We start from the raw sequence: 23936 nt of genomic DNA, 5'->3' as shown, positions 1-23936 counted from the left end.
ACCGAGCGGTGCCTACCCGGCGCGGTCCGCGAGCGCACTGACGAAGATCGCGGAGATGTCGCCGGGTTCCTGCGCGATGTAACTCGTTCCGCCGGTGGCGTGCGAGATCGCCGCGAGCGCACCCGCGTCGGCATCGGCCGTGAGCCCGACCGTGACGATCACGACCGGCCGAGCCGGGTTCTGCTCGCGTTCGAGGGTCGCGATCAGCTCTTCCTGGGTGATTCCGTCGGGTTCGTCATCGGCGCCGTCGGTCAGGACGATCACACTGTTGATCGCACGCGGATCGTAGGTGGCCTGCATCTGCCGGAACGCGGCGAGCGTCGTGTCGTAGAGAGCGCTGCGATCGCTCACCTCCGAGGTCACGATGGTACTGAGCGAGTTCATCAGATCCCGTTGCGCCTGCCCGTCCACCGTGGCATCGAGGCGCCGGATGGGCAGTATCTCGCGGTGGTCCTGCCCGTTCTCGCCGAGGTCGTCGGCGAACACCCACAGGCCCGCCTGCACGCTGCCCGGGAACATCGCGGTCCCGGAACGCGCAGCCTGCTCGGTGAGGTGCAGTCGGGTGGAACCGCCGACCGCCGTGCTCATCGACGCCGAGACGTCCACCGCGACGAGTGTGCGGATCGGGAGCGCCAGCACCGCCCAGGCCCGCAGCGTCTCCTGCGCGATGCTCTCGTCCGTCAGGGTCATGATCGTGATGTCCCCGAGTCCGGCATCGTCGGGCAGGGGACGTCCGGCCGGATCACGGAACCCGTGCTCCGCGAAGACGTCGCGAGCCCATTGCGTCGCGAGCACCTCCGCGAGCGTCTGCGCCGCGGCGGTGGCCTCGCGGTGCCGATCCGGTTCGGGGGACGTCACCACCAGCGTGTAGTCGAGCAGGATGCTGCCGTTGTCCGGCACCCCGGCCTCGAGTGCCGCGGCGCCGGCCGCATCGTCGGCGGCCGAGGCGTACTCGTGCAGTTGCTGCTCGGTACCGACCCCGACACCGCCGTCCGACTCGATCAGGCCGAACAGGACCGAACCGGCCGGGGGCTCGTCGGTGCGGGCGCTCTCGCGCTGCGCGAGCGGCGCCATCGCGGTGCGGACGGTTCCGATCGCGACCGCGTCGTTCTCGGTTTCCGCCAGCGCCGCCCGGATCGCGGCCGCCGCGACCCCGGTGCGCAGCGGATTTCCCGGGCGCAGGCCGGGCAGGACGAGCGCGGCACGCCACGTGGCGACCTCGGGCATCTCCCCGGCGCGGCCGACCAGGACGGCCGGGGTCGTCGCAATCGGGGTGAGGATCGTCTGTACCGGGCCCGATGCGATCGCCGACGCCCGCGCCGCCCACGAAGCCGAATCGGGAATCCACAGGTCGGGGGCACCCTCACCGGTTCCGAGCAGGCCCACGACGTCGCCGGGTTCGGCAACCGAGACCACGAACCGCGTGCATCCGGTGTCGGCGCGGGCAAGCACATCGGTGACGGCATCCTCGATGTCCGGTGCCACGGCGAGGGTGTACCCGTCGACGACATCGCACCGGTCCTGCCAGGCACGAACCGCGCCGGCCACCCCGGCGCCGAGCCCGAGCAGGACCGCGACGACCACGAGATAGGCCGCGACCCGCCGTGCGGGGCGACGCTTGTGTGCGCCGGGCACCGCCATACGACTCCTCCCCCGACCGCCCATGCAGACCTCGGAGCGACACCCCGATATGAGCCTGGTCACATGCTATCGGTCAGGAGACGTAATCGTTACAGCATCGTAAGGCTCTCGACGCGGTCGGGGACGATGGCCTCCAGCCTGCGGGCCACGATCGCTGCCTGCAGCTGCCGCAGTCCGGACGGCCGCGTGGGATCGAAACCGGTGAGCTGCGCGATCCGCTTGAGCCGGTAGTCGACGGTGTTGGCATGCACGTGGAGGGTGCGGGCGGTGAGCTGGCGGCTGAGATCGTGAGCGATGTGCGTCTCGAGCGTCTCCACGAGTTCGGGGGTGTCGTCGAGCGGTTCGAGCACCCGCGCGAGGTATTCGCGCGCCGGTCCGGGGCGGGTGAGCTGGTATTCGAGCGCCAGGTCCTGCATGCGGTACACCCCGGCCGTGCGGCCCAGCTGGCGGACGAGATCGAGCAGTTCGTGGGCCTGCTGCGCCCCCGCCGGGACCTCGGAGACCGTCGCGTGGACCAGCGCGATCGTCACCGGCACTCCCGAAACCGACTCGATGCGTTCGCGCAGCATCGCGACGGAGTCGTCGCTGCGCGCACCCGCGAGCAGCACCGTGCCGCCCTCCGGGCCGAGCAGCGACAGCTGACGACCCTCACAGGCCGCCTCGAGCTCCACCTCGACGCGGCGCAGGGTGCGCCGCGCGACGACGTCCTGCCGCACGTGCGGGTTGCGGGAGTCCGGGTGGCGGGCGAGCGCGAGGCCCAGCACCGTGTACCCGTCGGCCAGCTCGAGGCCCGATCGTCGCGCGACCGCGGCGGCGTCCTGGCCGCTGAGCAGGGCGGTGACGAGTTCCTGCGCGGCGACGTCCCGTTCCCGCTTGATCGCGTCGAGCTCGGCGACGAAACCGGTGGTCGCTGCGACGGTGACCCGCTCGAGCAACGCCATCCACAACCGCGACGCCGCGGCGACGGACTCGATGTCTCCCTCCCCGGCCCGGTCGGTCACCAGTTCCCAGCCGAGCCGGATGCCCTCGTGGTAGATGCGCAGCATGTATTCGAGCCGGAAACCGGCCCGCGCCCACTGCGCGGCGCTGCTGCGCAGTTCGGCGAGGTCGGCATCCGACGGCAGCTCGCCGGCGTCGAGCAGGTGGATCGCGATGCGCAGGCACCGGACGGTGACCTCGGTGACATCGCCGCGCAGCGAGTCACCGGGCCGCAACGAACACGGCGCGACATGATCGGCGAAGTGCGCCACGAGCTTGCGGGCGACCGCCGGCAGATCACGAAGCGGTACCGACGCCGGCTTTCCGTCGACGACGAAGGCGGGCTCGCCTCCCCCCGGAACCGTCGGACGCACGTGATCGGTCACAGACATGTTCAACCCCCCAATGAGTAGACGTACCTACTGTGCAGAAACAATCCGCCTTCGGGGGCGGAATGCGCAACCCCGAGTCACAGATTTCCCGCCCGGGACTCTGCTGCCGACGAGGCCCATCCACCCCGGCAGCGGACCCTACCCCTGCAGCAGCTTCTTCTGCACCTTCCCCATCGCATTGCGCGGCAGATCCTCCACCAGACGCACTTCCCGTGGCCGCTTGTGTTTCGAAAGTTGTTGCGCCACAAGATCGATGAGTTCTTCTCCGTCGACCTCCGCGGCACCTGGGCGCGGCACGACGAATGCGACGATGCGCTGCCCGAGATCGTCGTCGGGCACTCCGACGACCGCGACCTCGCGCACCGCCGGGTGTCCGAGCAGAACGGTCTCGATTTCTCCGGCACCGATCCGGAATCCGCCCGATTTGATCAGATCGGTCGATTCGCGCCCGACGATCCGGTGGAACCCCTCGGGATCGATCACAGCGACGTCACCGGTCACGAACCAGCCGTCGTCCGTCCGGGATTCCGCGGTCGCGTCCGGGCGGTTCAGGTAGCCGTCGAACAACATCGGCCCGCGAACCTGCAGCACCCCGATGCTCTCGCCGTCGTGCGGGACCGCGGCGCCGTCCTCGTCCCGCAAGCGGGTCTCCACGCCACGCACCGGCGTACCCACCCACCCGGGCCGGCGTTCCCCGTCGACGCGGGTGCTCAACGTCAGCATCGTCTCGCTCATGCCGTATCGCTCGATGGGGGTCAGCCCGGTCAGCTCGCGCAGCTTCTCGAACACCGGCACCGGCAACGGGGCACTCCCCGACACCAGCAGCCGCGCCCCGCTCAGCGCCCGCGCCGACTCCTCGTCCTCGACCACCCTCGCCCACACCGTCGGTACCCCGAAATACAGGGTTCCCCGGGCCTCGGCGTACGCCTGCGGTGTCGGCTTCCCCGTGTGGATCAGCCGGCTGCCCACCCGCAGCGGCCCGAGAACCCCGAGGATCAGGCCGTGTACGTGGAACAGCGGAAGCCCGTGCACCAGCGTGTCCCGGCTCGTCCATTCCCACGCCTCGGCGAGCGCATCGATACCCGCGGCGATCGCGCGGCGGCTCAGCAGCACGCCCTTCGGCGATCCGGTGGTGCCCGAGGTGTAGAGCACGAACGCGATACGGGCCGGGTCCGGCTCGGGCAGCGCGTGCCAGTCCCGCGCGTGCAGCCGCACGGCGATCACCGGCAACCGGGGGCCCTCCTCGTCCGGTTCCGGTGCGGCCCCCAGCCACGCCTGCGCGCCGGAATCGTTCAGGATGTGCGCCCGCTCGGCCGGGCCGGAATCCGGCGGCACCGGCACGACCGTCACCCCAGCGAGCAGCGCGCCGACGATCGCGACGACCGTCGCCGCGGTCGGGGTCGCGAGCACGGCGACCCGCTCGGCCCGCGCGACCCGCGCGGCCACGGCCGTCGCAGCGCCGAGGATGTCGCTGCGCGACAACGTGTGCCCGTCGATGCGGAGGGCGTCGGGCACGTCGTCGCCGCGAGCGACGGCGAGGGGATTCAGCGAGGACAGGAGTGCAGACACGGCATCACCTTCCCACAACCCGCGGGCTCAGCGACCGACCGCCGCCATCGGAACCGGGCGGGTCGGCGGCATGACGGTGCCGAGCACCGCCCCGAGCAGTGTGCCGCCCAGCACCGCAACGCCGTGTGCGTCGTCGATCAACAGCAGCAACGCGCCGATCGCGAGGATCGCCAGCGACCCCACCAGCTCGATCCGGCGTGCCCCGACCGCGAGCCGGAGTCCCGCGGTCGCGGCGGCCAGCGCGAAGGCCGCCGCGGAGCAGCCGGCACCGGCGGACGGCGACACGAACGACGCGAACAATCCCCACAGCAACTGTCCGGCGGCGAACAGCGCGACGGCCCGGCCGGCTCCCCACACGCGGACCCCCGCGACGGCCAGCACGGCGAGCAGCAGCAGATTCGCGAAGGTCGCGACCACTCCCCCGTCCTGGACGAGCACCGAGGTCATCACCCGCCACCATTCGCCGTCGTTGCGGATCTGCACCGGGTTGCGGCGGAACATCTCGTTCAGCGTGGGGACGGCGAGTTGCAGCAGTGAGGGCACCGCGACGACGAGCCACAGCACGGTCGCGGCGAGCGGCGGGGGCCACAGGAACGAGCCGAGGTCGCGGACGCGGGCCCACCGCATCGCCAGCAGGGTCGCGAGCACCGCGAACACGACGTAGAGCACCACCGAACGCGGGTCGTCGACTGAGGTGCTCACGAGCGTCAATCTACCTGCGTGTGACCGGTTGCTCCGGTTACCGAACGCGTTCAGCCGAGCCGGGACGCGGCGGCGGCGATCCTCTCGTCCGTGGCGGTCAGGGCGATCCGCACGTGCCGGACACCGCCGGGGCCGTAGAACTCGCCCGGCGCCACCAGGATTCCGCGTTCGGCGAACCAGTCGACGGTCGCGCGGCACTCCTCGCCGCGGGTCGCCCAGAGGTAGAGCCCCGCCTCGGAATGATCGACCGTTAAACCGGCGCCGCGCACCGCGGCGAGCAGCACCTCACGTCGTGCCCGGTACTTCTCGCGCTGGATGTTCTCCTGCTCGTCGTCGAGCAGCGCCGCGGTCATCGCGGACTGGATCGGCAGCGGCAGCATCATGCCCGAGTGCTTGCGCACCTCGAGCAGGTCGGTGACCAGTTCGGCATCGCCGGTGACGAACCCGGCGCGGTAGCTGGCCAGGTTGGAGGTCTTCGACAGCGAGTGCACGGCCAGCAGACCGGTGTGGTCGCCGTCGCACACGCTCGGGTGCAGGATCGACAGCGCCTCGCCTTCCCAGGTCAGACCCAGGTAGCACTCGTCGGACACGACGATCGCGCCGCGGCTGCGGGCCCAGTCGACGACCTTCCGGAGGTGGTCGAGGCCGAGCACCTTGCCGGTCGGATTCGAGGGGGAGTTCACGAACACCAGCGCCGCGCCCTCGGGGCCGAGCCGGTTGAGTCCGTCCGCGCGGATCAGCCGCGCCCCGGCGAGCAGACCGCCGACCTCGTAGGTCGGGTAGGCGAGCTCCGGGATGACGACGAGATCATCGGCGCCGAGTCCGAGCAGGGTCGGCAGCCACGCGATCATCTCCTTGGTGCCGATCGCCGGCAGGATCGCCGCCTCGTCGAGCCCGGTGATGCCGTAGCGGCGGGCCAGCGCGTCGACGGCGGCGGCCCGCAGTTCGGCGGTGCCGTGGGTCGTCGGGTAGCCGGGCTCTTCCGACACCGCGGCGAGCGCCTCGCGGATCGACGGCGCAATCGGGTCGACCGGCGTGCCGACCGAGAGGTTGACGATCCCGTCGGGATGCGCCGCCGCCTTCTCCTTGGCGCCGGTGAGCGAATCCCAGGGGAAGTCCGGCAGGGTCCTCGCCACCGATCGGCGTGCGCGTGGAGTCACGGTGGAGGTCAACTCATTCCTCGCCCATGGGAGGCAGCGCCTTGACGAACGGCGGATCGTAGTCGACCTTGCCGAGCTTGGCCGCACCGCCGGGCGAACCAAGGTCGTCGAAGAAGTCGACGTTCGCCTTCACGTACCCGGACCATTCGTCCGGCACGTCGTCCTCGTAGAAGATCGCCTCGACCGGGCACACCGGCTCGCACGCACCGCAGTCGACGCACTCGTCGGGGTGGATGTACAGCATGCGTCCACCCTCGTAGATGCAGTCGACGGGGCATTCCTCGATGCATGCCTTGTCCAACACATCCACACACGGTTCCGCAATCGTGTACGTCACTGCTGCTCTCCCTGCCTCTCTGTCGGCCCTCCGGCCCGGCATCCCCGGCGGCCTGCGCGGTTCTTCGATCGTGGCGTGCTCGGACACCACCGCAGTCCAGTATCCTCCGGCGACCGGGCAGGCCTGCGCGTTAGGGTGCCCTGACCTGGCAACGCACGCCGCTCGTCGAACGCCGGAAGACTACCGGACCGTGACGCCGAGTCCGCGATGGGCGTATGCGGTGGTGCGCTGCCGGGCCGGTCGGCCGATTCCCTCGGCGATCGCGACGAGTTCGGCCACGGTCTTCTCCGATCCGTGCTGCGATCCGGCCATCCGGGAGATGGTCTCCTCCATCAGCGTGCCGCCCAGGTCGTTGGCGCCACCCTGGAGCATCGCCTGCGTCCCGGCGACACCGAGCTTGACCCAGCTCGTCTGGATGTTGTCGATGCGTCCGTGCAGCATGATCCGGGCCAGCGCGTGCGCGGCGCGGTTGTCGCGCATCGTCGGGCCCGGCCGGGACGCGCCCGCGAGATACAGCGGCGACGACTGGTGCACGAACGGCAGCAGCACGAATTCGGTGAAACCACCGGTACGGTCCTGGATACCGCGCAGCACGTTCAGGTGCCCCACCCAGTGGTGCGGCTGGTCGACGTGCCCGTACATCATCGTCGAGCTCGACCGCAGCCCCACCTCGTGCGCGGTGGTGACCACGTCGATCCATTCGGCGGTGGGCAGCTTGCCCTTCGTGAGCACCCAGCGCACCTCGTCGTCGAGGATCTCGGCGGCGGTGCCCGGGATGGTGTCCAGGCCCGCTTCGCGCAGTTCGATCAGCCAGTCGCGGGTGGAGATGCCGCTGCGCGAGACACCGTTGGCGATCTCCATCGGCGAGAACGCGTGCACGTGCATCGACGGCACCCGGTCCTTCACCGCGCGCACCAGGTCCGCGTAGCCGGTGACCGGCAGCTCCGGGTCGATACCGCCCTGCATGCACACCTCGGTGGCGCCGGCGACGTGTGCTTCCCACGCCCTGTCCGCGACCTCGCTCGCGGACAGGGTGAACGCGTCGGCGTCGCCCTTGCGCTGCGCGAACGCGCAGAACCGGCAGCCGGTATAGCAGATGTTGGTGAAGTTGATGTTGCGGTTCACCACGTAGGTGACGTCGTCGCCGACGGTGTCGCGGCGCAGCGTGTCGGCGAGCGCGACGACCGCCTCGAGTCCCGCCCCCTCGGCCGTCGCCAGTGCCAGGTACTCGGCGTCGGAGCAACCCGCGGGGTCGCGTTCGGCCGAGCGCAGCGCGGCGAGGACATCACCCTCGACCCGCACGGGCGCGCTCGCGCCGAGCGCGAGGACCTGTTCGCGCACGGTCTCCCAGTCACCGAAGGCGCTGCCCAGGTCCGAACGGTGCTCGGTGTTGCGGCCGGTGACGTCGATCTCGGAATTCAGGTCGATGCGCCCGGACGACTCCCAGTCGATGTCCGGTTCCTGCCATGGCAGCCCGGACGGGATCACGTCCTGTGCGAGCCCGGTCTCCGGATCGGACAGCGCGTGCACGTGGGCCGCGATCCGCGGGTCGATCCACGGCTGACCGGCCAGCACGTACTGCGGTTGCGCGGCGACCCGTTCGGTGAGGGTGAACCCGGCGTCCGCGCTGATCTGCGCGAGCGTGTCCAGATTGGGCCAGGGCCGCTCCGGGTTGACGTGGTCCGGGGTCAGCGGCGACACCCCGCCCCAGTCGTCGACGCCGGCAGCGAGCAGTGCCCGGCATTCGTCGTGCGAGACGAGGTTCGGCGGCGCCTGGATGCGCATCCCGGGGCCGAGCACCAGACGGGCCACGGCGATCGCGGCCCGGAACTCGTCGAGCCCGGCGTCGTCGTGCTCGCGCATCGCGGTGTCGTCCTTCGCCCGGAAGTTCTGCACGATGACTTCCTGGATGTGGCCGAATGCCTTGTGCGACTTACGGATCGCGGCGATCGACTCGGCGCGTTCGGTGATCGTCTCGCCGATGCCGACCAGGATGCCGGTGGTGAACGGCACCGAGAGCCGACCGGCGTCGGTGAGCACCCGCAGACGGACCTGCGGGTCCTTGTCGGGGCTGCCGTGGTGGCACTGCCCCTTCTCGGTGAACAGCCGCTCGGAGGTGGTTTCGAGCATCATGCCCATCGACGGCGCGACGGGCTTGAGCCGGGACATCTCCGCCCAGCTCATCACGCCCGGGTTCAGATGCGGCAGCAGGCCCGTCTCCTCGAGCACCCGGATCGCCATCGCCCGCACGTAGTCCAGTGTCGAGTCGTAGCCGCGCTCGTCGAGCCACTGCCGCGCCTCGGGCCACCGGTCCTCGGGGCGGTCTCCGAGTGTGAAGAGCGCCTCCTTGCAGCCGAGTTCGGCTCCCTGCCGCGCGATCTCGAGGATCTCGTCGGGTTCGAGGTACATGCCGTGCCCCGCCGCGCGCAGTTTGCCCGGCACCGTGACGAACGTGCAGTAGTGGCACTTGTCCCGGCACAGCCGGGTGATCGGCACGAACACCTTCCGCGAATACGTGACGGTGCCGGGACGCCCGGCGGCGAGCAGGCCGGCGTCCCGAACCCGTGCCGCGGAGGCGCACAGGTCGTCGAGGTCCGCGCCGCGCGCCTGCAGCAACACCGCTGCTTCGTCGACGTTGAGGGTCACTCCGTCGCGGGCCCGCCGCAACGCGCGCCGCATACCCGGCACGGCCCGTTCCTCGGCCCGGCCGGCGGCGCCGGGGCGGACCGAAGGCATGGGAAGGATCGTGACGGGAGCGTCGTCGTCAGTGGAGCGGGTCATTGGCCGATCATGCGCCACGGGTGCGACGTGTGCCACCTCCGGGTGCTCACTCCCTGGGATAGTCCTCGTCCTCGGGCACCGTCAGTGCCTGCTCGACGGCGTCCCCCGGGTCGACCTCGAGCGGAACCTCTTCCGGCACCACCTCGTCGTCGGCGTCGTCGTCGTAGACGTCGGTGGCCTGCTCGATGCGGTCGGCCTCGGGCAGTCCGGCGAACTCGTCGGGGCGCTCTGATCCGGGCATCACAGTCCTCCTCGTCTCGACCGGACGGCCCGCGTACCGGACCGGCCGGGTACGACCGAGCCTAACGGCTGTGCGCCATCCCGGCCCGGCGATCACGGCCGGGGAGCCGGGGGCAGGATCCGAGCGGGCCACCGGCCGGACCCGACCAGTCGGGCGATCTCGTCCCTGATGATCAGTCCGACCTTGATCGAGAACCCCCTGGGAAGCTTGTGCCTGCCGGTGGCCGCCATACCGAGGCGCTGCGTCGGCGCCGGGTCACGAAGCGGCGCGTAGCGCAGCCGGCCCGCCTCGAGCTCGACTCCGCACGCGGACACGGGCAGGACGCAATAGGCCAGTCCCGCCTCGACGAAATCCTTCGTCGCCTGCACCGAATCGGTCACGAACCGGGAAGTGAGCGTGACGTTCCGGCGCAGCGCGGTGTTCACCAGAGCACTGCCGATCCCGGTCGAGGAGGCCGGGAGGACGAGCGGCAGTTCGGAAAGTTCGGAGAACTCGATCGGACACGCGGGGTCGAGCACCGATGCGGGCCCCCCGACGACGACGAGCTCCTCGACCAGCAGATCGCTGTAGAACAAGCGGTCGTCGGGGACCGAATGGATGATCGCGGTGTCCAGGGTCTCCTGGATCAACTCGTCGACGAGTCGTCCCGTGTTCGCGACCGTGACGGAGAAGTTCACCCGGGGAAACGCCGCGGCCAGACCACCGAGCAGCGGAGCCGCGAGAATGCCGGCGGCCGTCTCCGTCAGGCCGATCCGCAGTCCTCTCTCGATGCGCGCCAACGGGGACCCCGCGTATTGCAGGGCGAGTTCCAGTTGGCGCAGCGGTGTGGCGGTGCTCGCGCGCAGTCGTTCGCCGTCCTCGGTCAGCTCCATTCCGCGGGAGGTCCGGACGAACAACGTGACACCGAGGTCGTCCTCGAGCCGGCGTACCTGACGACTCAGAGCCGGCTGCGCGATTCCGAGCACGTTCGCCGCCCGCGACATCGATCCGTGCTCGGCGATGCTCAGGAAGTACCTGAGCCGGTGAGTGTCCATGGCAGCGTTCTATCAGCCCGGCGTTCTGTCAGCCCGGCGTTCTATCGGCCCGGCGTTCTATCGGCCCGGAGTTCTGTCGGCCATAGCGATTCGGCATGACCGAACGCCGAGAACGATATTGGCCGAGTACGTGACGCGCGTCATAGCCTCGGAGGGTCGGGGTTCCACCGACGCGCCGAAATTCCCTCACAGGCAAGGAATCCGCGTGGACAGTCCCGTGCCCTCGACCCGCCCCGGCCTCGTCGTCGGCGGACTCGCATTCGCCGGCGTCGTCACCACCCTCATGTCGACATTGGTGGTACCGCTGCTCGGTCAGCTCCCGCTCCTCCTCGACACGAGCGCCGCGAACGCGTCCTGGGTCGTCACCGTGACCGTGCTGGCCGGCGCGGTGATCACTCCGGTGACCGGCCGACTCGGCGATCTCCTCGGCGCCCGCCGGGTGATGCTGCTCTGCACGATTCCCCTGGTCCTGGGCTCGTTCGTGTGTGCCGTCGCGACATCCCTGACGCCCATGCTGGTCGGCCGGGCGCTCCAGGGAATGGGATTCGGAATGATCCCGCTGGGGATCAGTGCACTGCGGTCACTGGTGCCGCCCGATCGGCTGCCCTCCGCGATCGCCATGATGAGCGCGTCTATGGGAATCGGCGGCGCGCTCGGTCTGCCGCTCGCCGCGGTGGTCGCCGAGCACGCCGACTGGCGCGCCCTGTTCTGGGGCGTCGGCGCGCTCAGCGTGCTGATCGCCGTGCTCATCCGCTGGTTCGTGCCCCACACGCCCGCGCACGCCACCGGTCGTCGCTTCGACCGGTTCGGGGCGGTGGGTCTGGGTGCGGGCCTGGTCTTCCTGCTGCTCGCATTGTCCAAGGGCGGGGACTGGGGGTGGACGAGCGGGGTGACCCTCGCGTTCGCGGCGGGTGCGATCGTCGTCCTGCCGGCGTGGGCGCTGTGGGAACGGCGGACCCGCGATCCGCTCGTCGACCTCGCCGTCGCATCGGGACGACAGGTGCTCCTGACCAACACGGTGACCGCCGTGATCGGCTTCTCACTGTTCATCCAGTCGCTCGTCGTACCACAGATCCGGCAGCTGCCCGCGGAGACGGGCCACGGACTCGGCCAGTCGATGGTGGCGATGGGCGTGTGGTGCGCGCCCGCCGGGATCGTGATGATGGCGGCCGCTCCCCTGGCCGCGCGCCTGATGTCCTTCCGAGGCCCCCGGGTCACGCTGTTCGCGGGTTGCCTGGTCATCGCGGCGGGATACGGGTTGTCCCTGATCGCGATGAACTCGTCCTGGGGTCTGCTGGTCGTCACGTGCAGCATCGCCGCGGGGGTCGGACTGGCCTACGCCGCGCTGCCCGCGCTGATCATGGGCGCGGTGCCGGCATCGGAGATCTCGTCCGCCACGAGCGTCAACACGCTGATCCGCTCGATCGGGAACACCGTGTCCGCCGCGGTGACCGGGGTGGTGCTCGCGCACCTGACCGTCGAGTTCGCCGGTCACCCGGTCCCCTCCGAGACCGGCTTCCTCGCCATCCTGGCGATCGGCCTCGTGTCCGCTCTCGTTGCAGCAGCGATCACGCTGACGATTCCCGGACGCCGGGCAGGGTCGCCGGAGTCCGCGGACGCAGGAGCGGAATCACCCGCCGAATCGAAGGTGTGAGCCCCGGCCTCGGCACTGCGCGATACTCGGGGCTACCGCCGCAGCGACGAGGAGCACGAATTGAGACGGGATTCCGACACGGGCAGCCCCGGCGCCCGGACCGTTCCACCGGTCCCGGCGCGGATGGACGATCCGGCCTGGCGGCCGAGCCCGAAGGCCCGGGTGCTGTGGGCCGTGAACGCCGCGCTGCTGTGGATACCGATCGTCGCCGCACAGATCGTGTGGGCGATCGTCGACGCTGGTCACGGCCCGTGGCACCTCGCGGCCGCGGTCGCAACGGTCGCGCTGGCCGCCACCCACATCGGCATCGTCCCGGTCTGGCGATACCGGGTGCACCGCTGGGAGATCAGCGACAGCGCCGTCTACACCCGATCCGGATGGTTCACGCAGGAACGCCGCATCGCCCCGATCTCCCGGATCCAAACCGTCGACACCGAGCGCGGGCCCATCGACCGGTGGCTGGGTCTGGCCACGGTCACCGTCACCACCGCATCGTCGGCCGGCGCCGTGGAGATCACCGCACTGGACGTCGCGGTCGCCGACGCCACCGCGGCGCGGCTCACCGAGATCGCCGGCCGCAACGGGGTCGACGCGACGTGAGCATCGAATCCGTACCCCCCGAATCGGAGAGCCCGGCCGCGCTCGCCGCCGAAGCCGACCAGCCGTGGCTGCGCCTGGACCGCCGGATGCTGTTGATCCACCCCGTCCAGGAGATCCTGCGGCTGCTGCCGGTGCTCGCCGTGTCGGTGATCGTCGGCAGCAGCAGCGGCAATCACGGGTGGGGGCTGGCGGTCGCCGCGGTGCTCGTCGTCATCGGTGTGCTGCGCTGGTTCACGACCACCTACCGGATCGGCCCGGCGCACGTCGAGTTGCGTCGCGGGCTGCTGCAACGGCAGGTGCTGTCGATTCCGCGCAGCCGGATCCGGTCGGTCGACGTCGATCGTCGCGTCATGCACCGGCTGCTCGGGCTCGCGTCGGTGCGGATCGGCACCGGCCAGGCCACCGGGGGCGGCCACGACCGGAACCGGTTCGAACTCGACGGCCTCGCGATCGGCGCCGTGCCGGCACTGCGGGAAGCGCTGCTGTCCGCTCACCCCGCCCCCGAGGACCCCGTCGGCACGACCACACCGGCTGCCCGCACCGAAATCGAAGTGGCTCGCCTGCAACCGTCCTGGGTCCGCTACGCGCCGTTCTCCACAACCGGTCTCGTCGCCGTGGCCGCGGTCGTCGGCCTGGCGTTCCAGTACGGGATCGGGGAAACCCTCGCCGAGTCCGGCACCGTGCAACGCGGCATCTCGTGGGCCACCACGGCCGGGCCCGTCGTCGCGGTCGCGGTCGCGGTCGTGGTGCTGCTCGCGATCGCGAGTGCCGCGGCCTGCGTGCGGTACCTGCTGCTCTATGGGAATCTGCTGGTCACCGACGACGGCCACGCGCTGCGGATCGGCCACGGGTTGCTGCGGGTCCGGCACTCCACCCTGGATCGGGCGCGGCTGCGCGGCGCGGTGCTGCGCGAACCGCTCGCGCTGCGGATCGCCGGCGGCGCCCGTCTCGACGCGATCATGACGGGGGTCGCGGCAGAGCGCGGCGAATCGTCACTGCTGCTACCCGCGGCTCCGGCAGCGGAGGCGCATCGCGTCGCGACGGCCGTGGTGCGCGACCCGGCACTGCCGGAGACGCCGCTGGAGCCGCACGGCCCGGCCGCGCGGCGACGCCGCTACACCCGGGCGGCGGGGCCGGTGCTCGCCGTACTCGCGGCCGCGGCCGTCGCGGCGGCGGTCACCGGCCGGACGGTGCCCGCGGCCGTGTGGATCGGTGCCGGCCTGCTCGTCCCGGTCGCGGTGGTGCTGGCATGGGACCGGTACCGCAGCCTCGGACACGCCGTCCGGCCCGGCTGGCTGATCACCCGCAGCGGATCGCTGGACCGGCAGCGGGTGTGCCTCGAAGCCGACGGGATCATCGGGTGGACCGTGCGGCAGACGTTCTTCCAGCGTCGTGCCGGGGTCGCGACCGTCGTCGCCGCGACCCCCGCAGGTGTCGGGCACTACGAGGTCCTGGATCTCCCGGTGGACCGGGCGTGGGCGCTGGTCGAGGCCGTCACCCCCGGTGCCGGCGACGTGTGGGTGGGGAGGCAGCGATGACGTGGCCACCCGACGAGAATCTGCGCACGCTCGCCGAGATGGACGACCGGCTCGTGCACTGCCGGGCCTGCCCACGGCTGGTGGCGTGGCGCGAGCAGGTGGCCCGCGACAAACGCGCCGCATTCCGCGACAAGGAGTACTGGGGTCGTCCGGTGCCGGGCTTCGGCCCGGCCGACGCGGCGCTGCTCATCGTGGGTCTGGCCCCGGCCGCGCACGGCGGCAACCGCACCGGCCGGATGTTCACCGGCGACCGCGCTGGCGATTTCCTGTACGCCGCGATGTACGAGGCGGGACTCGCATCACAGCCGACGGCGACGCGCCCCGGCGACGGTCTCGTGCTGCGCGGCACCCGGATCACGTCACCGGTGCACTGTGCACCGCCCGCGAACCGGCCGACGACCGTCGAGCGCGACACGTGCCGCCACTGGCTGGATCGGGAACTGACATTGCTGACCCCGACCCTGCGCTCGGTGATCGTGCTCGGTGGTTTCGGATGGCAGGCACTGCTGCCGGTTCTCGCCGACGCCGGCTGGGTGATCCCGCGTCCTCGCCCGCGATTCGGGCACGGCGCGCACGTCGAGTTGGCGGGAGCATCGGCGGACCGTGCTCCCCTGCACCTGCACGGGTGCTATCACGTCAGTCAGCAGAACACGTTCACCGGGCGGCTGACCCCGGCGATGCTGACCGACGTACTCATTTCTGCGGCCGAGACTGCCGGACTGCGTTCGTGATGGCGTTGATCCGCGCGCTGAACAGGTACATGCCGGCCGGGCCGAGCGCCGCGATCGGCAGCAGCAGGATCCGCCAGTCCGCGACCGCGAGCTGATCGGCGCCGGGCCCACCGGCGAGGCACAACACGAACCCGACGGTCCACGCCACGAGCGGCCACGTCGACTTCCCCAGAGATCCGGTCTCGGTTCGTACCGCCATCACCAGCAGCAGATTCACGATCGCGGCCACCAGGATCGAGATCGGGAACGGCACCGACCCGATGTACATGCCGAGGAACAGCACGGACAGCACCGCGCAGATCAGGCCGTCGACGACGAGCAACGCCACGACCCCCGTCCGGGGTGGGGCGTCGCCGGCCGGGATGGGCGCGTCGGGTGCTGCGGTGGCGGGATCGACCGTCATGGTGTCGATAGTGCGCCTACGGACCGCTCCCGCGCACATCGGGGGCGCATATCGCGAGGGTCCCGATCAGGGAACCGGCGGGTAGCCGAGCATCGTCAGCAGGTGACTCTGCTGATCCGCGAAGCTGTACAGCGCATGGTAGTAGTCGGCGTGGATCTGATCGGCGTACGGCCGCAACGAATCCACGAACGCGACGATCTGGTTCTGGACGGACCAGTTGTACATCCGCACCTCCCTGTGCGCAGTCCGGCCGTCCGGCGACTGTGATCAGAGTCACCTTGCGACCGGGTGTGATCGTCGTCACCTTCCCGGTGACTGCGGTCACCCTACGTCAGGCCGGCGAAGAGGTCACGTTCCCGGCCGGACCCGTCCACGGCCCCGAGCGTGCCCCGCACCAGCACGAAGTGCTCCTCCGCGAACACCGGTTGCGCGATCAGGTTCGACAACGCGAACGCGGCGCCGCCGGGCGCGACGATCACCTGGGTCGCGTGCTCGGCCATGGCGGTCCGCTTGGCGTCGAGCACCGCGCTCACGTCCACGACCGTGGTGACCCGCTCGTCCGGCACGCTCGGCAGTTCGCCGGCCCTCGGTACGGCCCACCCCGCGGGGACGTCACCGAGTGCGGTGAGCCCGTCCCGCAGGGCGCTGTCCTCGGTCACCGTCCAGTACAGCTTCGGTGTCGCCCACGGCTCCCCCGCCTCCGGATACGCGTCGGTGGCGGCGGCCTCGACCGCGGCGGTCACCCTCTCGTGCACCGCGATGTGATCGGGATGTCCGTAGCCGCCCACCGGGTCGTAGGTGACGACGACGTGCGGGCGCAGTTCCCGGACGACGGCGACGAGCGCGGACACCGCCTCGTCCGGGTTCGCGTTGACCCAGGCTCGCGGATTCTCCGCCGACGGGGTGCCCGCCATGCCGGAGTCCCGCCAGCGCCCCGCGCCGCCGAGGAAGCGCGGCGCGGCGACACCGAGCGCGGCCAGCGCGCGGGTCAGTTCGAGGATCCGGTAGCCGCCGAGCTGATCGGCACGGTCCGCGACGAGTTGCGCCCAGTCGTCGCCGATGACCTCACCCTCTTCGCCCAGGGTGCAGGTCACGACGGTGACCTCGGCGCCCTCGGCCGCGTACCGGGCGATGACACCGCCGGTGGTGAGGGTTTCGTCGTCGGGATGGGCATGCACGAGCAGCAGCCGGCGGGCAGCGTCGGTCACGGTGTGGTCCTCCACCAGTTGTCGGCGTCGGCGACGACACCCGCGGGTACCGCGCCGGCCAGTGATACGCCGTCGATTCCGGGGCCGGCCGCGACGACCGTACGGTCCTGCACGATCGGCAGGTTCACGGCGAGATCCCACAGCTTCGGCTGGGCGTCCGTCAGGATCTCGTGCACGTCGCCGGTACCGCGGATCGCGGCGTCCAGGCCGGCGGTCAGAGTCGGGTCGCACACCGAGCTCAGATTGCTCGGGGCCTCGACCAGCGCCTTCACGAGGTCGCTCCGGGCCTGTTCCGCGGCGGAGGTGGTCGGTTCGGCCGTGGTCGGTTCGGCTGCGGTCGGCACGGCGGGGTCGGGTGCCGACCCACCGGCGGGCGACGGCGCTTCCCCGGCCTCGGCGGCCGGGAGCGGGACGCACCCGAACCGCGAGAGCGCGGCCGTCGCCGGATCGTTCCCGGCGCGCATCCAGCCGACGACGGCGTGCACGCGGCCTTCGACGAGAGCCTCACCGTACAGTTCGTCGGCGGGCAGCGCGGTCACCGTCGCGCGGATGCCGGCGCCGCGCAGGACGTCGGCGGCGGTGCGCGCGACCGCGAGAGGAACGCCGGCGTCCTCGGCGACACCGATCACGAGGTTCAGGGGTGCGCCGTCGCGGACGAGCAGCCCTTGGGTTTCGGTCTCGGGTGCCGGCGCCGGTTCCGCCGAGGTGGTCGCGGGCCCGGACGTGGTCGTCACGGCGCCGGCCGGTGTATCTCCCGGATCCTCGGCCGGCGCCGACGGCGCCGCGGGAAGGTACCCGGCCTCGGCGAGCAGTCCGAGCGCCTGTTCGCGGGTCGGTCGCGGCGGCATGGACGGTGCGTAACCCGGGTCCGAAGGCGCAAGCACCTGGGCGCGGGCGGGAACGACCGCGGATTCGGTTCCCGCCGCGACGGTGGCGAGCAGGTCCGGGTCGAGCAGGCCCAGCACGCCGCGGCGCACACGCGGATCGGCGAATTCGGGGGTGCGCGCGTTGAGGGCCAGGTCGAGGGTGCGCGGTTGCAGTTGCGTGCCGGCCCGGACGCCGGGAACCGCACCGAGCTGGGCGAGCAGAGCCGAGCCGCCGTGCATCTGCGCGACCTGCACGTCGCCGGTGCGCATCGAATCGGTGAGCTGCGAATCGGTGCCACCGCGGCGCAGCAGGATCTCGTCGGGTCGCGCCGGGAGTCCCCAGAAGCGGTCGTTGCGTTCGAGGAGGATCTCGCCGCGGCCGCGGTCCACCGATTCGACGGAGAACCGGCCGCCCGACACCGGGATGGACTCGGCCAGTCCGGTGGCGAATCCGCCGGGTGTGTCCTTGACCAGGTGTGCGGGCAGCAGATCGGTGAACAGTTCACGCCACGCCGGATAGGGCTCGCGCAGGGTCACGGTGACGGTCTTGCCGCCGCCGGACGACGCGACATCGTCGATCAGCCGGTAGCCGGCCGGGTCGACGACCCCGGGCTGGGTGATCATCTGCTGCCACAGGTAGCGGAAGTCCTCGGCGGCGATGGGCGCGCTGTCCGACCACTGGGCGTCGGTGCGCAGCTGGTAGGTGACCGTGAACGGGTTCTCGGAGGTGACCTCGGCCGATACGAGCACCGACTCGTCCGGAACCCGGTCCACCAGCGCCGGGTTCTCGGGATTCGGCACGGGCCGGAACGCGCTCGGCAGCACCAGTTCGGCGACGGCGTTGCCGACCGGCGACTGATCCGCGAGCAGGTGCGGGTTGAACCCGGCGCCGATGTCGTCGATCGCGACGACGACCGTGTTGCGCTTGGGCACGGGTGCCGGGGTCGGGGTCGGCTCGGTCTGTTCGATCGGCGGGGGCGGATCGGCGGTGCAGCCGGACAACCCCGTGGCCAGAGCAGTGATACCGGCGATGATCAGTGGCCACCGCCGTCTCCGGACGCGCGAACGCAACAACCGAGCCTCCCTCCGTCGGAAACGGCCTCGGACGGTGGTGCCCCGGTTCGTCCGGGGCACCACCGTCCGGACTTCTACTTGTTCCGGGCCTTCTCGCGCGAGCGGGCGCGGGCGCGGTCGGTGGCCGACAGATGCACCTTACGGACGCGCACCGCTTCCGGCGTGACCTCGACGCACTCGTCGACGGCACAGAATTCGAGCGCAGCCTCGAGGGTGAGCTCGATCGGCTTGGCGAGCGTCTCCATGACGTCGGCCGTCGACGAGCGCATGTTCGTGAGCTTCTTCTCGCGGGTGACGTTGATGTCGAGGTCCTCGGCGCGCGGGTTGATGCCGACGACATGACCTTCGTAGGTGTCGGCGCCCGGATCGACGAAGAAGGTGCCGCGGTCGGCGAGCTGGATCATCGCGAACGGGGTGACCGAACCGGCACGGTCGGAGACGAGCGAACCGGTGTGGCGGGCACGGATCTCGCCGGCCCACGGTGCGTAGCCGTGGAAGATCGCGTTGGAGATACCGGTGCCGCGGGTCTCGGTGAGGAAGTCGGTCCGGAAACCGATCAGACCGCGCGACGGGATGATGAACTCCATCCGGACCCAGCCGGTGCCCTGGTTGGTCATCTGGACCATCTTGCCCTTGCGGTTCGCGAGGAGCTGGGTGATCGCGCCGAGGTGCTCCTCGGGGCTGTCGATGGTCAGTTCCTCGTAGGGCTCGTGCAGCTTGCCGTCGACGGTGCGGGTGACCACCTGCGGCTTGCCGACGGTCAGCTCGAAGCCTTCGCGGCGCATCTGCTCGACGAGGATAGCCAGGGCGAGCTCACCGCGGCCCTGCACCTCCCATGCGTCCGGGCGTCCGATGTCGAGCACGCGCAGCGACACGTTGCCGACGAGCTCGGTGTCGAGGCGCGTCTTCACCATGCGGGCGGTGAGCTTGTGACCCTTCACGCGGCCGACGAGCGGCGACGTGTTGGTGCCGATGACCATCGAGATGGCCGGCTCGTCGACGGTGATGGTCGGAAGCGCGACCGGGTTCTCGACGTCGGCGAGGGTGTCGCCGATCATGATGTCGGGGATACCGGCGACGGCGACGATGTCGCCGGCCACGGCCACGTCGCCGGGCTGACGGTCGACGCCGACCGTCTTGAGGAGCTCGGTGATCTTGACGTTCTTGACGCCCTCGGCGTGCATCCACGCGACGGTGTCGCCCTTGCGGAGCTTGCCGTTGTGGACGCGCAGCAGCGCGAGGCGGCCGAGGAACTCGGAGGCGTCGAGGTTGGTGACGTGCGCCTGGAACGGGGCCTCGGGGTCGCCCTTCGGTGCGGGGATGCACTCGAGCAGCACCTCGAACAGCTCGTCGAGGTTCTCCGCGTCGGGAACCTGGCCGTTCTCCGGCTGCTTCCGGCTGGCCTTGCCCTCACGACCCGAGGCGTAGAGGACGGGCAGCTCGAGGGCGAGCTCGGCGGCTTCGGCGGCCTCGTCGTCGAGGTCGGAGGCGAGGTCGAGCAGCAGCGTCTGGCTCTCCTCGACGACCTCGGCGATCCGGGCGTCGGGCCGGTCGGTCTTGTTGACGACCAGGATCACCGGCAGCGACGCGGCGAGCGCCTTGCGCAGCACGAAGCGGGTCTGCGGCAGCGGCCCCTCGGAGGAGTCGACGAGCAGCACGACGCCGTCGACCATGGACAGGCCGCGCTCGACCTCGCCACCGAAGTCGGCGTGGCCGGGGGTGTCGATGACGTTGATGACCGTCACCGAACCGTCCTGGTGGTGGCGGTGCACGGCGGTGTTCTTCGCGAGGATGGTGATGCCCTTCTCGCGCTCGAGGTCGCCGGAGTCCATGACCCGGTCGACGAGTTCCGCACGTTCGGCGAAGGCGCCCGACTGGCGCAGCATGGCGTCGACGAGGGTGGTCTTTCCGTGGTCGACGTGCGCGACGATGGCGACGTTCCGAAAATCAGCGGTGCTCACGCGATGGCTCTCCTGGCTGTAGTCCGGCCACACGGCACTGGACCCGGTCGGCACCTCGCCCGTACGGCGTTTCGTCTCGGTGGCCGCGACGCGAATGCGAGACACCCGACGCGACCGGAACCGGCCCGCGCAGGCACTGCGGCCTCGTATATCTTACAGGCCGCCGGAGCGTGCCCACGCCGACGAGTCGCGATCGCCCCAGCTCGAGCCGCCAGGGGTGATGTTCGACACGTCTACTCGGTGCGCGGGACCGCGTCGTCGAACCAGCCGTCCCACCCGACCGCGCTGTTCTTCCGGCCGGTGTAGCGATCGAAGAAGACCGTCGACATCAGTTCGCGTCGGCTCGTGACCCCCTCTTCGTGGGCACCGCCTTCAGATGGTCCTGGACGGTGTGGGAAGACAGGTGCAGGCGTCGCGCGATGTCAAGGAGTCGGCTGCTCCTCGCTGTGTGGTACGCGGAAATTTCCCGGTGCACGGCTCCCCCGAAATTCGGTAAGGGAATGCTAACCTGCCTTCCACGGTCGGGTGACCGCGAACACGTCCGTGGAAGGCACAGGTGGGCACGCGATGGGCAAGGTCAAGGTGAGCAAGATCGCGAGCCTCACCCCGAAGAAGAAGTGCTGCCGCAAGAAGACCCGGTGCATCAAGTGCCCGGTGGTGATCATGCGGATGAAGAAGATCGAGCACGAGGATCTCAGCAAGAAGGAACTCAAGAAGCGACTCGAGAAGGCCCGCGCGGCCTGAGCGCATCGTCAGCTTCTGCGCAGCAGGTGTTCCTGCAGGTCCGGTAGCCATTCCCGGTCGTTGGGTACCAGCGGTACCGTCGCCAGTTCCGCCGCGTCCACCCACCGCAGGGCGGAGTGTTCCAGCGGGGCGGGCACACCGGCGACCAGTTCGACGCGGTAGGCGCACAGCATCCGGCCGTCCGGCAGGGGCACCGCCGCTCCGATGCGTTCGCCGCCGGAGACGTCGACGCCGAGTTCCTCGCGCAGCTCACGGCGCAGCGCATCCTCGACGGTTTCGCCGGGTTCCACCTTGCCGCCGGGTAGTTCCCACAGGCCGGCGAGTTCGGCGGGCCGGGTGCGTTGCGCGAGGAGCAGCAGTCCGTCGCGGAACAGCGCGGCGGCCACCACTTCTCCCGGGCGCTCGGTCATCGGCTGCTCCTCGTCGTTGCGGTCACGGGCTGGATCGTCCCAGAATGGGTCATGGCCGAGCTTCTCTCCGACACCGAGATCGATGCTGCCCTCGCCGCACTGCCGGGTTGGTCCCGGGTGGGGAATTCTCTGGTGAGGACCATCGAATCGGCAACTTTTCCGGACGCCGTCGCGTTGGTCTCCCGGGTGGCCGAGGTCGCCGAGGAGGCGAATCATCATCCCGACATCGACATTCGCTGGCGGAAGGTGACGTACACGTTGTCCACGCATTCCGCGGGCGGGATCACGGCGTCGGATCCGGCTCTCGCCCGTCGGATCGATTCGCTGGCCGGGCAGTGACCGGTTCGCGGGGCGGCTGTGTCCGCCCGGTGTGGATGATCCAGGCGTAGACCACGAGTGCGCCGATGACGTTCGCCGCGCCGAGCCACGACAGGACGGCGGGTCGTGAGATGTCCCAGATGGAGTCCTGGGCCCAGCCGAGAAGCCACGGCACTCCGATGAGCGTGGCGACCGCCCAGGCTGCCGCGATCAGGCGGGTTCCGCGTCGCTGCGCGAGTGGTCCGTACACGAGCCATACCAGCATCGGCACGACCCACACCCAGTGGTGCGCCCATGAGATCGGGGACACGAGCAGCCCGAACAGCTGGACGACGACGAGCGTGCCGAGCCGGTCGTCGGGGCCGAGTGCCCGCCACGCGGCGTAGGCGAGCGCCGCGGAGAGGGCGACCGCGACCAGCCACAGCAGGCCGGTCCCGACGTCGTAGCCGACGATGCGGCTGAGTGCGCCGCGCAGCGACTGGTTCCACACCGATCCGACGGGGCCGACCCGGTCGGCGTCGCCGAAGAAGGTCGTGAAGTAGAGGCGGGCCTGTTCGCCGAGGACGAGCACGCTCAGCGCGACGGTCGCGAAGAACACGACGGCGGAGAACACCGCGGCGGACCAGCGGCGGCGCGCGAGGAAGTACAGGCCGGCGATCGCGGGGGTCAGCTTGATTCCCGCGAGGATCCCGACGAGACCGCCCGAGACCCACCAGCGGCTGCTGCGCGCGGCGAACATGATGCCGAGCACCAGGAAGACGTTGACCTGCCCGTAGTCGAGAGTCATCCGGACCGGTTCGGTCCACAGGCCGATCGCGGTCCACGCCAGCGCGACCGAGGTCCACCGCGCGTTGCGCGCGTCGGGACCGACGACCAGCTCGAGTGCGATCCGGACGATGCCGAACAGCGCGGCGACGGTGAGCAGTTGCCATGCGAGGCCGACGAAGGAGAACGGCAGGTAGTGCAGCGGGAAGAACACCATCGCCGCGAAGGGCGGGTAGGTGAACGGCAGCGGGAAGTCGGGGGTGTCCCGGGAGTATGTGAAGTCGTAGAGGTTGCCCTGTTGCAGACTCGCCGCGCCGTCGACGTAGACGTGCAGGTCGACGAGGTTGAAGCCGTTGGGAGTGAGAAATGCCCACAGCAGCCGGGCGGTGACGGACACGACGAGCAGTGCCGCGCACCACCACAGGCGCTGCGAACCCGGCCTCTGCGTATTCGGACTGCGCGGGGGGCGGACAGGGTGTGGCACTGCGGCGCAGCCTCCCGTCGTCGTCGGCCCGGGCACATCCGGGAGGGCCCGGAGCATCCGAGGGGCCCCGGCTCACCCGAGGACCGGGGATACAGACTATCGGCTCGGCACGGACGCTCCGAAAACGCTGGTCCCAGGAGTAACAGTTTTATCTCCAACACCAGCTGTAACGCATGCAAGGGGTTACGGTCTACCGGATACCACCATTCGGAAGACACTGTGACTACACTTCCCGCAGGTCATGCCGCCGGCGTAAATCAAGCGCTATGGCTTGTACCGAACGGGGGGCCTACATAGAGTGTCTCCTCGAGCCGTCAGCTCGCGGTGGCCCGCAGGGCCGTCGGG

General features: G+C 70.5%; 22 protein-coding genes. 6 read left to right on the top strand and 16 right to left on the bottom strand.

What is annotated here, in order from left to right:
• Positions 1-12: 12 nt before the first annotated feature.
• The 9 genes from A8G15_RS19760 to A8G15_RS19720 all read right to left on the bottom strand — a co-directional run bounded on the left by A8G15_RS19760 (position 13) and on the right by A8G15_RS19720 (position 10835).
• Positions 13-1641, bottom strand: coding sequence for a substrate-binding domain-containing protein (locus A8G15_RS19760; RefSeq protein WP_068163408.1), 1629 nt, complete (start codon positions 1639-1641; stop codon positions 13-15).
• 89 nt (positions 1642-1730) lie between these two features.
• Positions 1731-3011 (bottom strand): PucR family transcriptional regulator, encoded by a 1281-nt coding sequence (locus A8G15_RS19755; RefSeq protein WP_068163406.1) that lies wholly within the window; start codon positions 3009-3011, stop codon positions 1731-1733.
• 138 nt (positions 3012-3149) lie between these two features.
• Complete coding sequence (locus A8G15_RS19750) at positions 3150-4580, bottom strand: acyl-CoA synthetase (RefSeq protein ID WP_068163459.1); 1431 nt, start codon at positions 4578-4580, stop codon at positions 3150-3152.
• 27 nt (positions 4581-4607) lie between these two features.
• A complete protein-coding gene (locus A8G15_RS19745) occupies positions 4608-5282 on the bottom strand; it encodes a rhomboid family intramembrane serine protease (RefSeq protein WP_068163402.1) in 675 nt (224 codons plus the stop codon).
• 50 nt (positions 5283-5332) lie between these two features.
• Positions 5333-6418 (bottom strand): succinyldiaminopimelate transaminase, encoded by a 1086-nt coding sequence (gene dapC, locus A8G15_RS19740; RefSeq protein ID WP_068163399.1) that lies wholly within the window; start codon positions 6416-6418, stop codon positions 5333-5335.
• A gap of 37 nt (positions 6419-6455) precedes the next feature.
• A complete protein-coding gene (gene fdxA, locus A8G15_RS19735) occupies positions 6456-6779 on the bottom strand; it encodes a ferredoxin (protein ID WP_068163396.1) in 324 nt (107 codons plus the stop codon).
• A 180-nt stretch (positions 6780-6959) separates the two neighbouring features.
• Positions 6960-9560 carry a bifunctional FO biosynthesis protein CofGH gene (locus tag A8G15_RS19730; RefSeq protein ID WP_068163393.1) on the bottom strand — a complete coding sequence of 867 codons (2601 nt, stop codon included), beginning with the start codon at positions 9558-9560 and terminating at the stop codon, positions 6960-6962.
• Positions 9561-9606: 46 nt separating this feature from the next.
• The gene (locus A8G15_RS19725; RefSeq protein WP_068163389.1) at positions 9607-9801 is read right to left on the bottom strand and encodes a hypothetical protein; all 195 of its coding nucleotides are present in this window, start codon (positions 9799-9801) and stop codon (positions 9607-9609) included.
• A gap of 92 nt (positions 9802-9893) precedes the next feature.
• Positions 9894-10835: a LysR family transcriptional regulator gene (locus A8G15_RS19720; protein ID WP_068163388.1), complete on the bottom strand. Its 942-nt coding sequence runs from the start codon at positions 10833-10835 to the stop codon at positions 9894-9896.
• A gap of 205 nt (positions 10836-11040) precedes the next feature.
• On the opposite strand from A8G15_RS19720, the gene A8G15_RS19715 reads away from it, so the two are divergent.
• The 4 genes from A8G15_RS19715 to A8G15_RS19700 all read left to right on the top strand — a co-directional run bounded on the left by A8G15_RS19715 (position 11041) and on the right by A8G15_RS19700 (position 15358).
• Entirely contained in the window at positions 11041-12489 is a 1449-nt protein-coding gene (locus tag A8G15_RS19715) for an MFS transporter (protein ID WP_068163386.1), read from the top strand.
• A 123-nt stretch (positions 12490-12612) separates the two neighbouring features.
• Complete coding sequence (locus A8G15_RS19710) at positions 12613-13089, top strand: PH domain-containing protein (protein ID WP_068163385.1); 477 nt, start codon at positions 12613-12615, stop codon at positions 13087-13089.
• Complete coding sequence (locus A8G15_RS19705; protein ID WP_068163383.1) at positions 13086-14627, top strand: PH domain-containing protein; 1542 nt, start codon at positions 13086-13088, stop codon at positions 14625-14627. The genes A8G15_RS19710 and A8G15_RS19705 overlap by 4 nt, the downstream gene beginning before the upstream one ends.
• Entirely contained in the window at positions 14624-15358 is a 735-nt protein-coding gene (locus tag A8G15_RS19700) for a uracil-DNA glycosylase (RefSeq protein ID WP_068163457.1), read from the top strand. The genes A8G15_RS19705 and A8G15_RS19700 overlap by 4 nt, the downstream gene beginning before the upstream one ends.
• Here the strand turns inward: A8G15_RS19700 and A8G15_RS19695 are convergent.
• The 5 genes from A8G15_RS19695 to typA form a co-directional block, all read right to left on the bottom strand.
• Positions 15321-15761, bottom strand: a complete 441-nt coding sequence (locus tag A8G15_RS19695) for a hypothetical protein (protein WP_068163381.1) — start codon at positions 15759-15761, stop codon at positions 15321-15323. The genes A8G15_RS19700 and A8G15_RS19695 overlap by 38 nt on opposite strands.
• Before the next feature lie 66 nt (positions 15762-15827).
• Entirely contained in the window at positions 15828-15986 is a 159-nt protein-coding gene (locus tag A8G15_RS31170) for a hypothetical protein (RefSeq protein ID WP_169833916.1), read from the bottom strand.
• Between the two features lie 101 nt (positions 15987-16087).
• Complete coding sequence (mshB, locus tag A8G15_RS19690) at positions 16088-16969, bottom strand: N-acetyl-1-D-myo-inositol-2-amino-2-deoxy-alpha-D-glucopyranoside deacetylase (protein ID WP_156665476.1); 882 nt, start codon at positions 16967-16969, stop codon at positions 16088-16090.
• Positions 16966-18909 (bottom strand): ABC transporter family substrate-binding protein, encoded by a 1944-nt coding sequence (locus A8G15_RS19685; protein WP_211270203.1) that lies wholly within the window; start codon positions 18907-18909, stop codon positions 16966-16968. The genes mshB and A8G15_RS19685 overlap by 4 nt, the downstream gene beginning before the upstream one ends.
• A gap of 74 nt (positions 18910-18983) precedes the next feature.
• The gene (gene typA / locus A8G15_RS19680; RefSeq protein WP_068163449.1) at positions 18984-20870 is read right to left on the bottom strand and encodes a translational GTPase TypA; all 1887 of its coding nucleotides are present in this window, start codon (positions 20868-20870) and stop codon (positions 18984-18986) included.
• 525 nt (positions 20871-21395) lie between these two features.
• Here typA and A8G15_RS19675 point away from each other — a divergent pair.
• Positions 21396-21614: a hypothetical protein gene (locus A8G15_RS19675; RefSeq protein ID WP_068163379.1), complete on the top strand. Its 219-nt coding sequence runs from the start codon at positions 21396-21398 to the stop codon at positions 21612-21614.
• Positions 21615-21622: 8 nt separating this feature from the next.
• Here A8G15_RS19675 and A8G15_RS19670 read toward each other — a convergent pair whose 3' ends face one another.
• Positions 21623-22024, bottom strand: coding sequence for a (deoxy)nucleoside triphosphate pyrophosphohydrolase (locus tag A8G15_RS19670; RefSeq protein ID WP_068163376.1), 402 nt, complete (start codon positions 22022-22024; stop codon positions 21623-21625).
• A 51-nt stretch (positions 22025-22075) separates the two neighbouring features.
• Here A8G15_RS19670 and A8G15_RS19665 point away from each other — a divergent pair, with 51 nt between their 5' ends.
• The gene (locus A8G15_RS19665) at positions 22076-22363 is read left to right on the top strand and encodes a 4a-hydroxytetrahydrobiopterin dehydratase (protein ID WP_068163373.1); all 288 of its coding nucleotides are present in this window, start codon (positions 22076-22078) and stop codon (positions 22361-22363) included.
• Here the strand turns inward: A8G15_RS19665 and A8G15_RS19660 are convergent.
• On the bottom strand, positions 22308-23591 hold the full coding sequence (locus A8G15_RS19660; RefSeq protein WP_425415110.1) for a mannosyltransferase: 1284 nt from the start codon (positions 23589-23591) through the stop codon (positions 22308-22310). The two genes, A8G15_RS19665 and A8G15_RS19660, sit on opposite strands and share 56 nt — an antisense overlap.
• Between the last annotated feature and the right edge of the window lie 345 nt (positions 23592-23936).

Source organism: Rhodococcus phenolicus, from assembly GCF_001646785.1.
GTDB classification, from domain to species: domain Bacteria; phylum Actinomycetota; class Actinomycetes; order Mycobacteriales; family Mycobacteriaceae; genus Rhodococcus; species Rhodococcus phenolicus.
The sequence above is the reverse complement of the archived record's forward strand: the minus strand, read 5'-3'. Positions and strand labels throughout refer to the sequence as shown.

What these genes read in the sequence shown, in the direction of transcription:
- A8G15_RS19760 (WP_068163408.1), bottom strand. Translation starts at nt 1,641, where the DNA reads ATGGCGGTGCCCGGCGCACACAAGCGTCGCCCCGCACGGCGGGTCGCG.
- A8G15_RS19755 (WP_068163406.1), bottom strand. Translation starts at nt 3,011, where the DNA reads ATGTCTGTGACCGATCACGTGCGTCCGACGGTTCCGGGGGGAGGCGAG.
- A8G15_RS19730 (WP_068163393.1), bottom strand. Translation starts at nt 9,560, where the DNA reads ATGACCCGCTCCACTGACGACGACGCTCCCGTCACGATCCTTCCCATG.
- A8G15_RS19725 (WP_068163389.1), bottom strand. Translation starts at nt 9,801, where the DNA reads ATGCCCGGATCAGAGCGCCCCGACGAGTTCGCCGGACTGCCCGAGGCC.
- A8G15_RS19720 (WP_068163388.1), bottom strand. Translation starts at nt 10,835, where the DNA reads ATGGACACTCACCGGCTCAGGTACTTCCTGAGCATCGCCGAGCACGGA.
- A8G15_RS19710 (WP_068163385.1), top strand. Translation starts at nt 12,613, where the DNA reads ATGGACGATCCGGCCTGGCGGCCGAGCCCGAAGGCCCGGGTGCTGTGG.
- A8G15_RS19700 (WP_068163457.1), top strand. Translation starts at nt 14,624, where the DNA reads ATGACGTGGCCACCCGACGAGAATCTGCGCACGCTCGCCGAGATGGAC.
- A8G15_RS19695 (WP_068163381.1), bottom strand. Translation starts at nt 15,761, where the DNA reads ATGACGGTCGATCCCGCCACCGCAGCACCCGACGCGCCCATCCCGGCC.
- A8G15_RS31170 (WP_169833916.1), bottom strand. Translation starts at nt 15,986, where the DNA reads ATGTACAACTGGTCCGTCCAGAACCAGATCGTCGCGTTCGTGGATTCG.
- A8G15_RS19670 (WP_068163376.1), bottom strand. Translation starts at nt 22,024, where the DNA reads ATGACCGAGCGCCCGGGAGAAGTGGTGGCCGCCGCGCTGTTCCGCGAC.
- A8G15_RS19665 (WP_068163373.1), top strand. Translation starts at nt 22,076, where the DNA reads ATGGCCGAGCTTCTCTCCGACACCGAGATCGATGCTGCCCTCGCCGCA.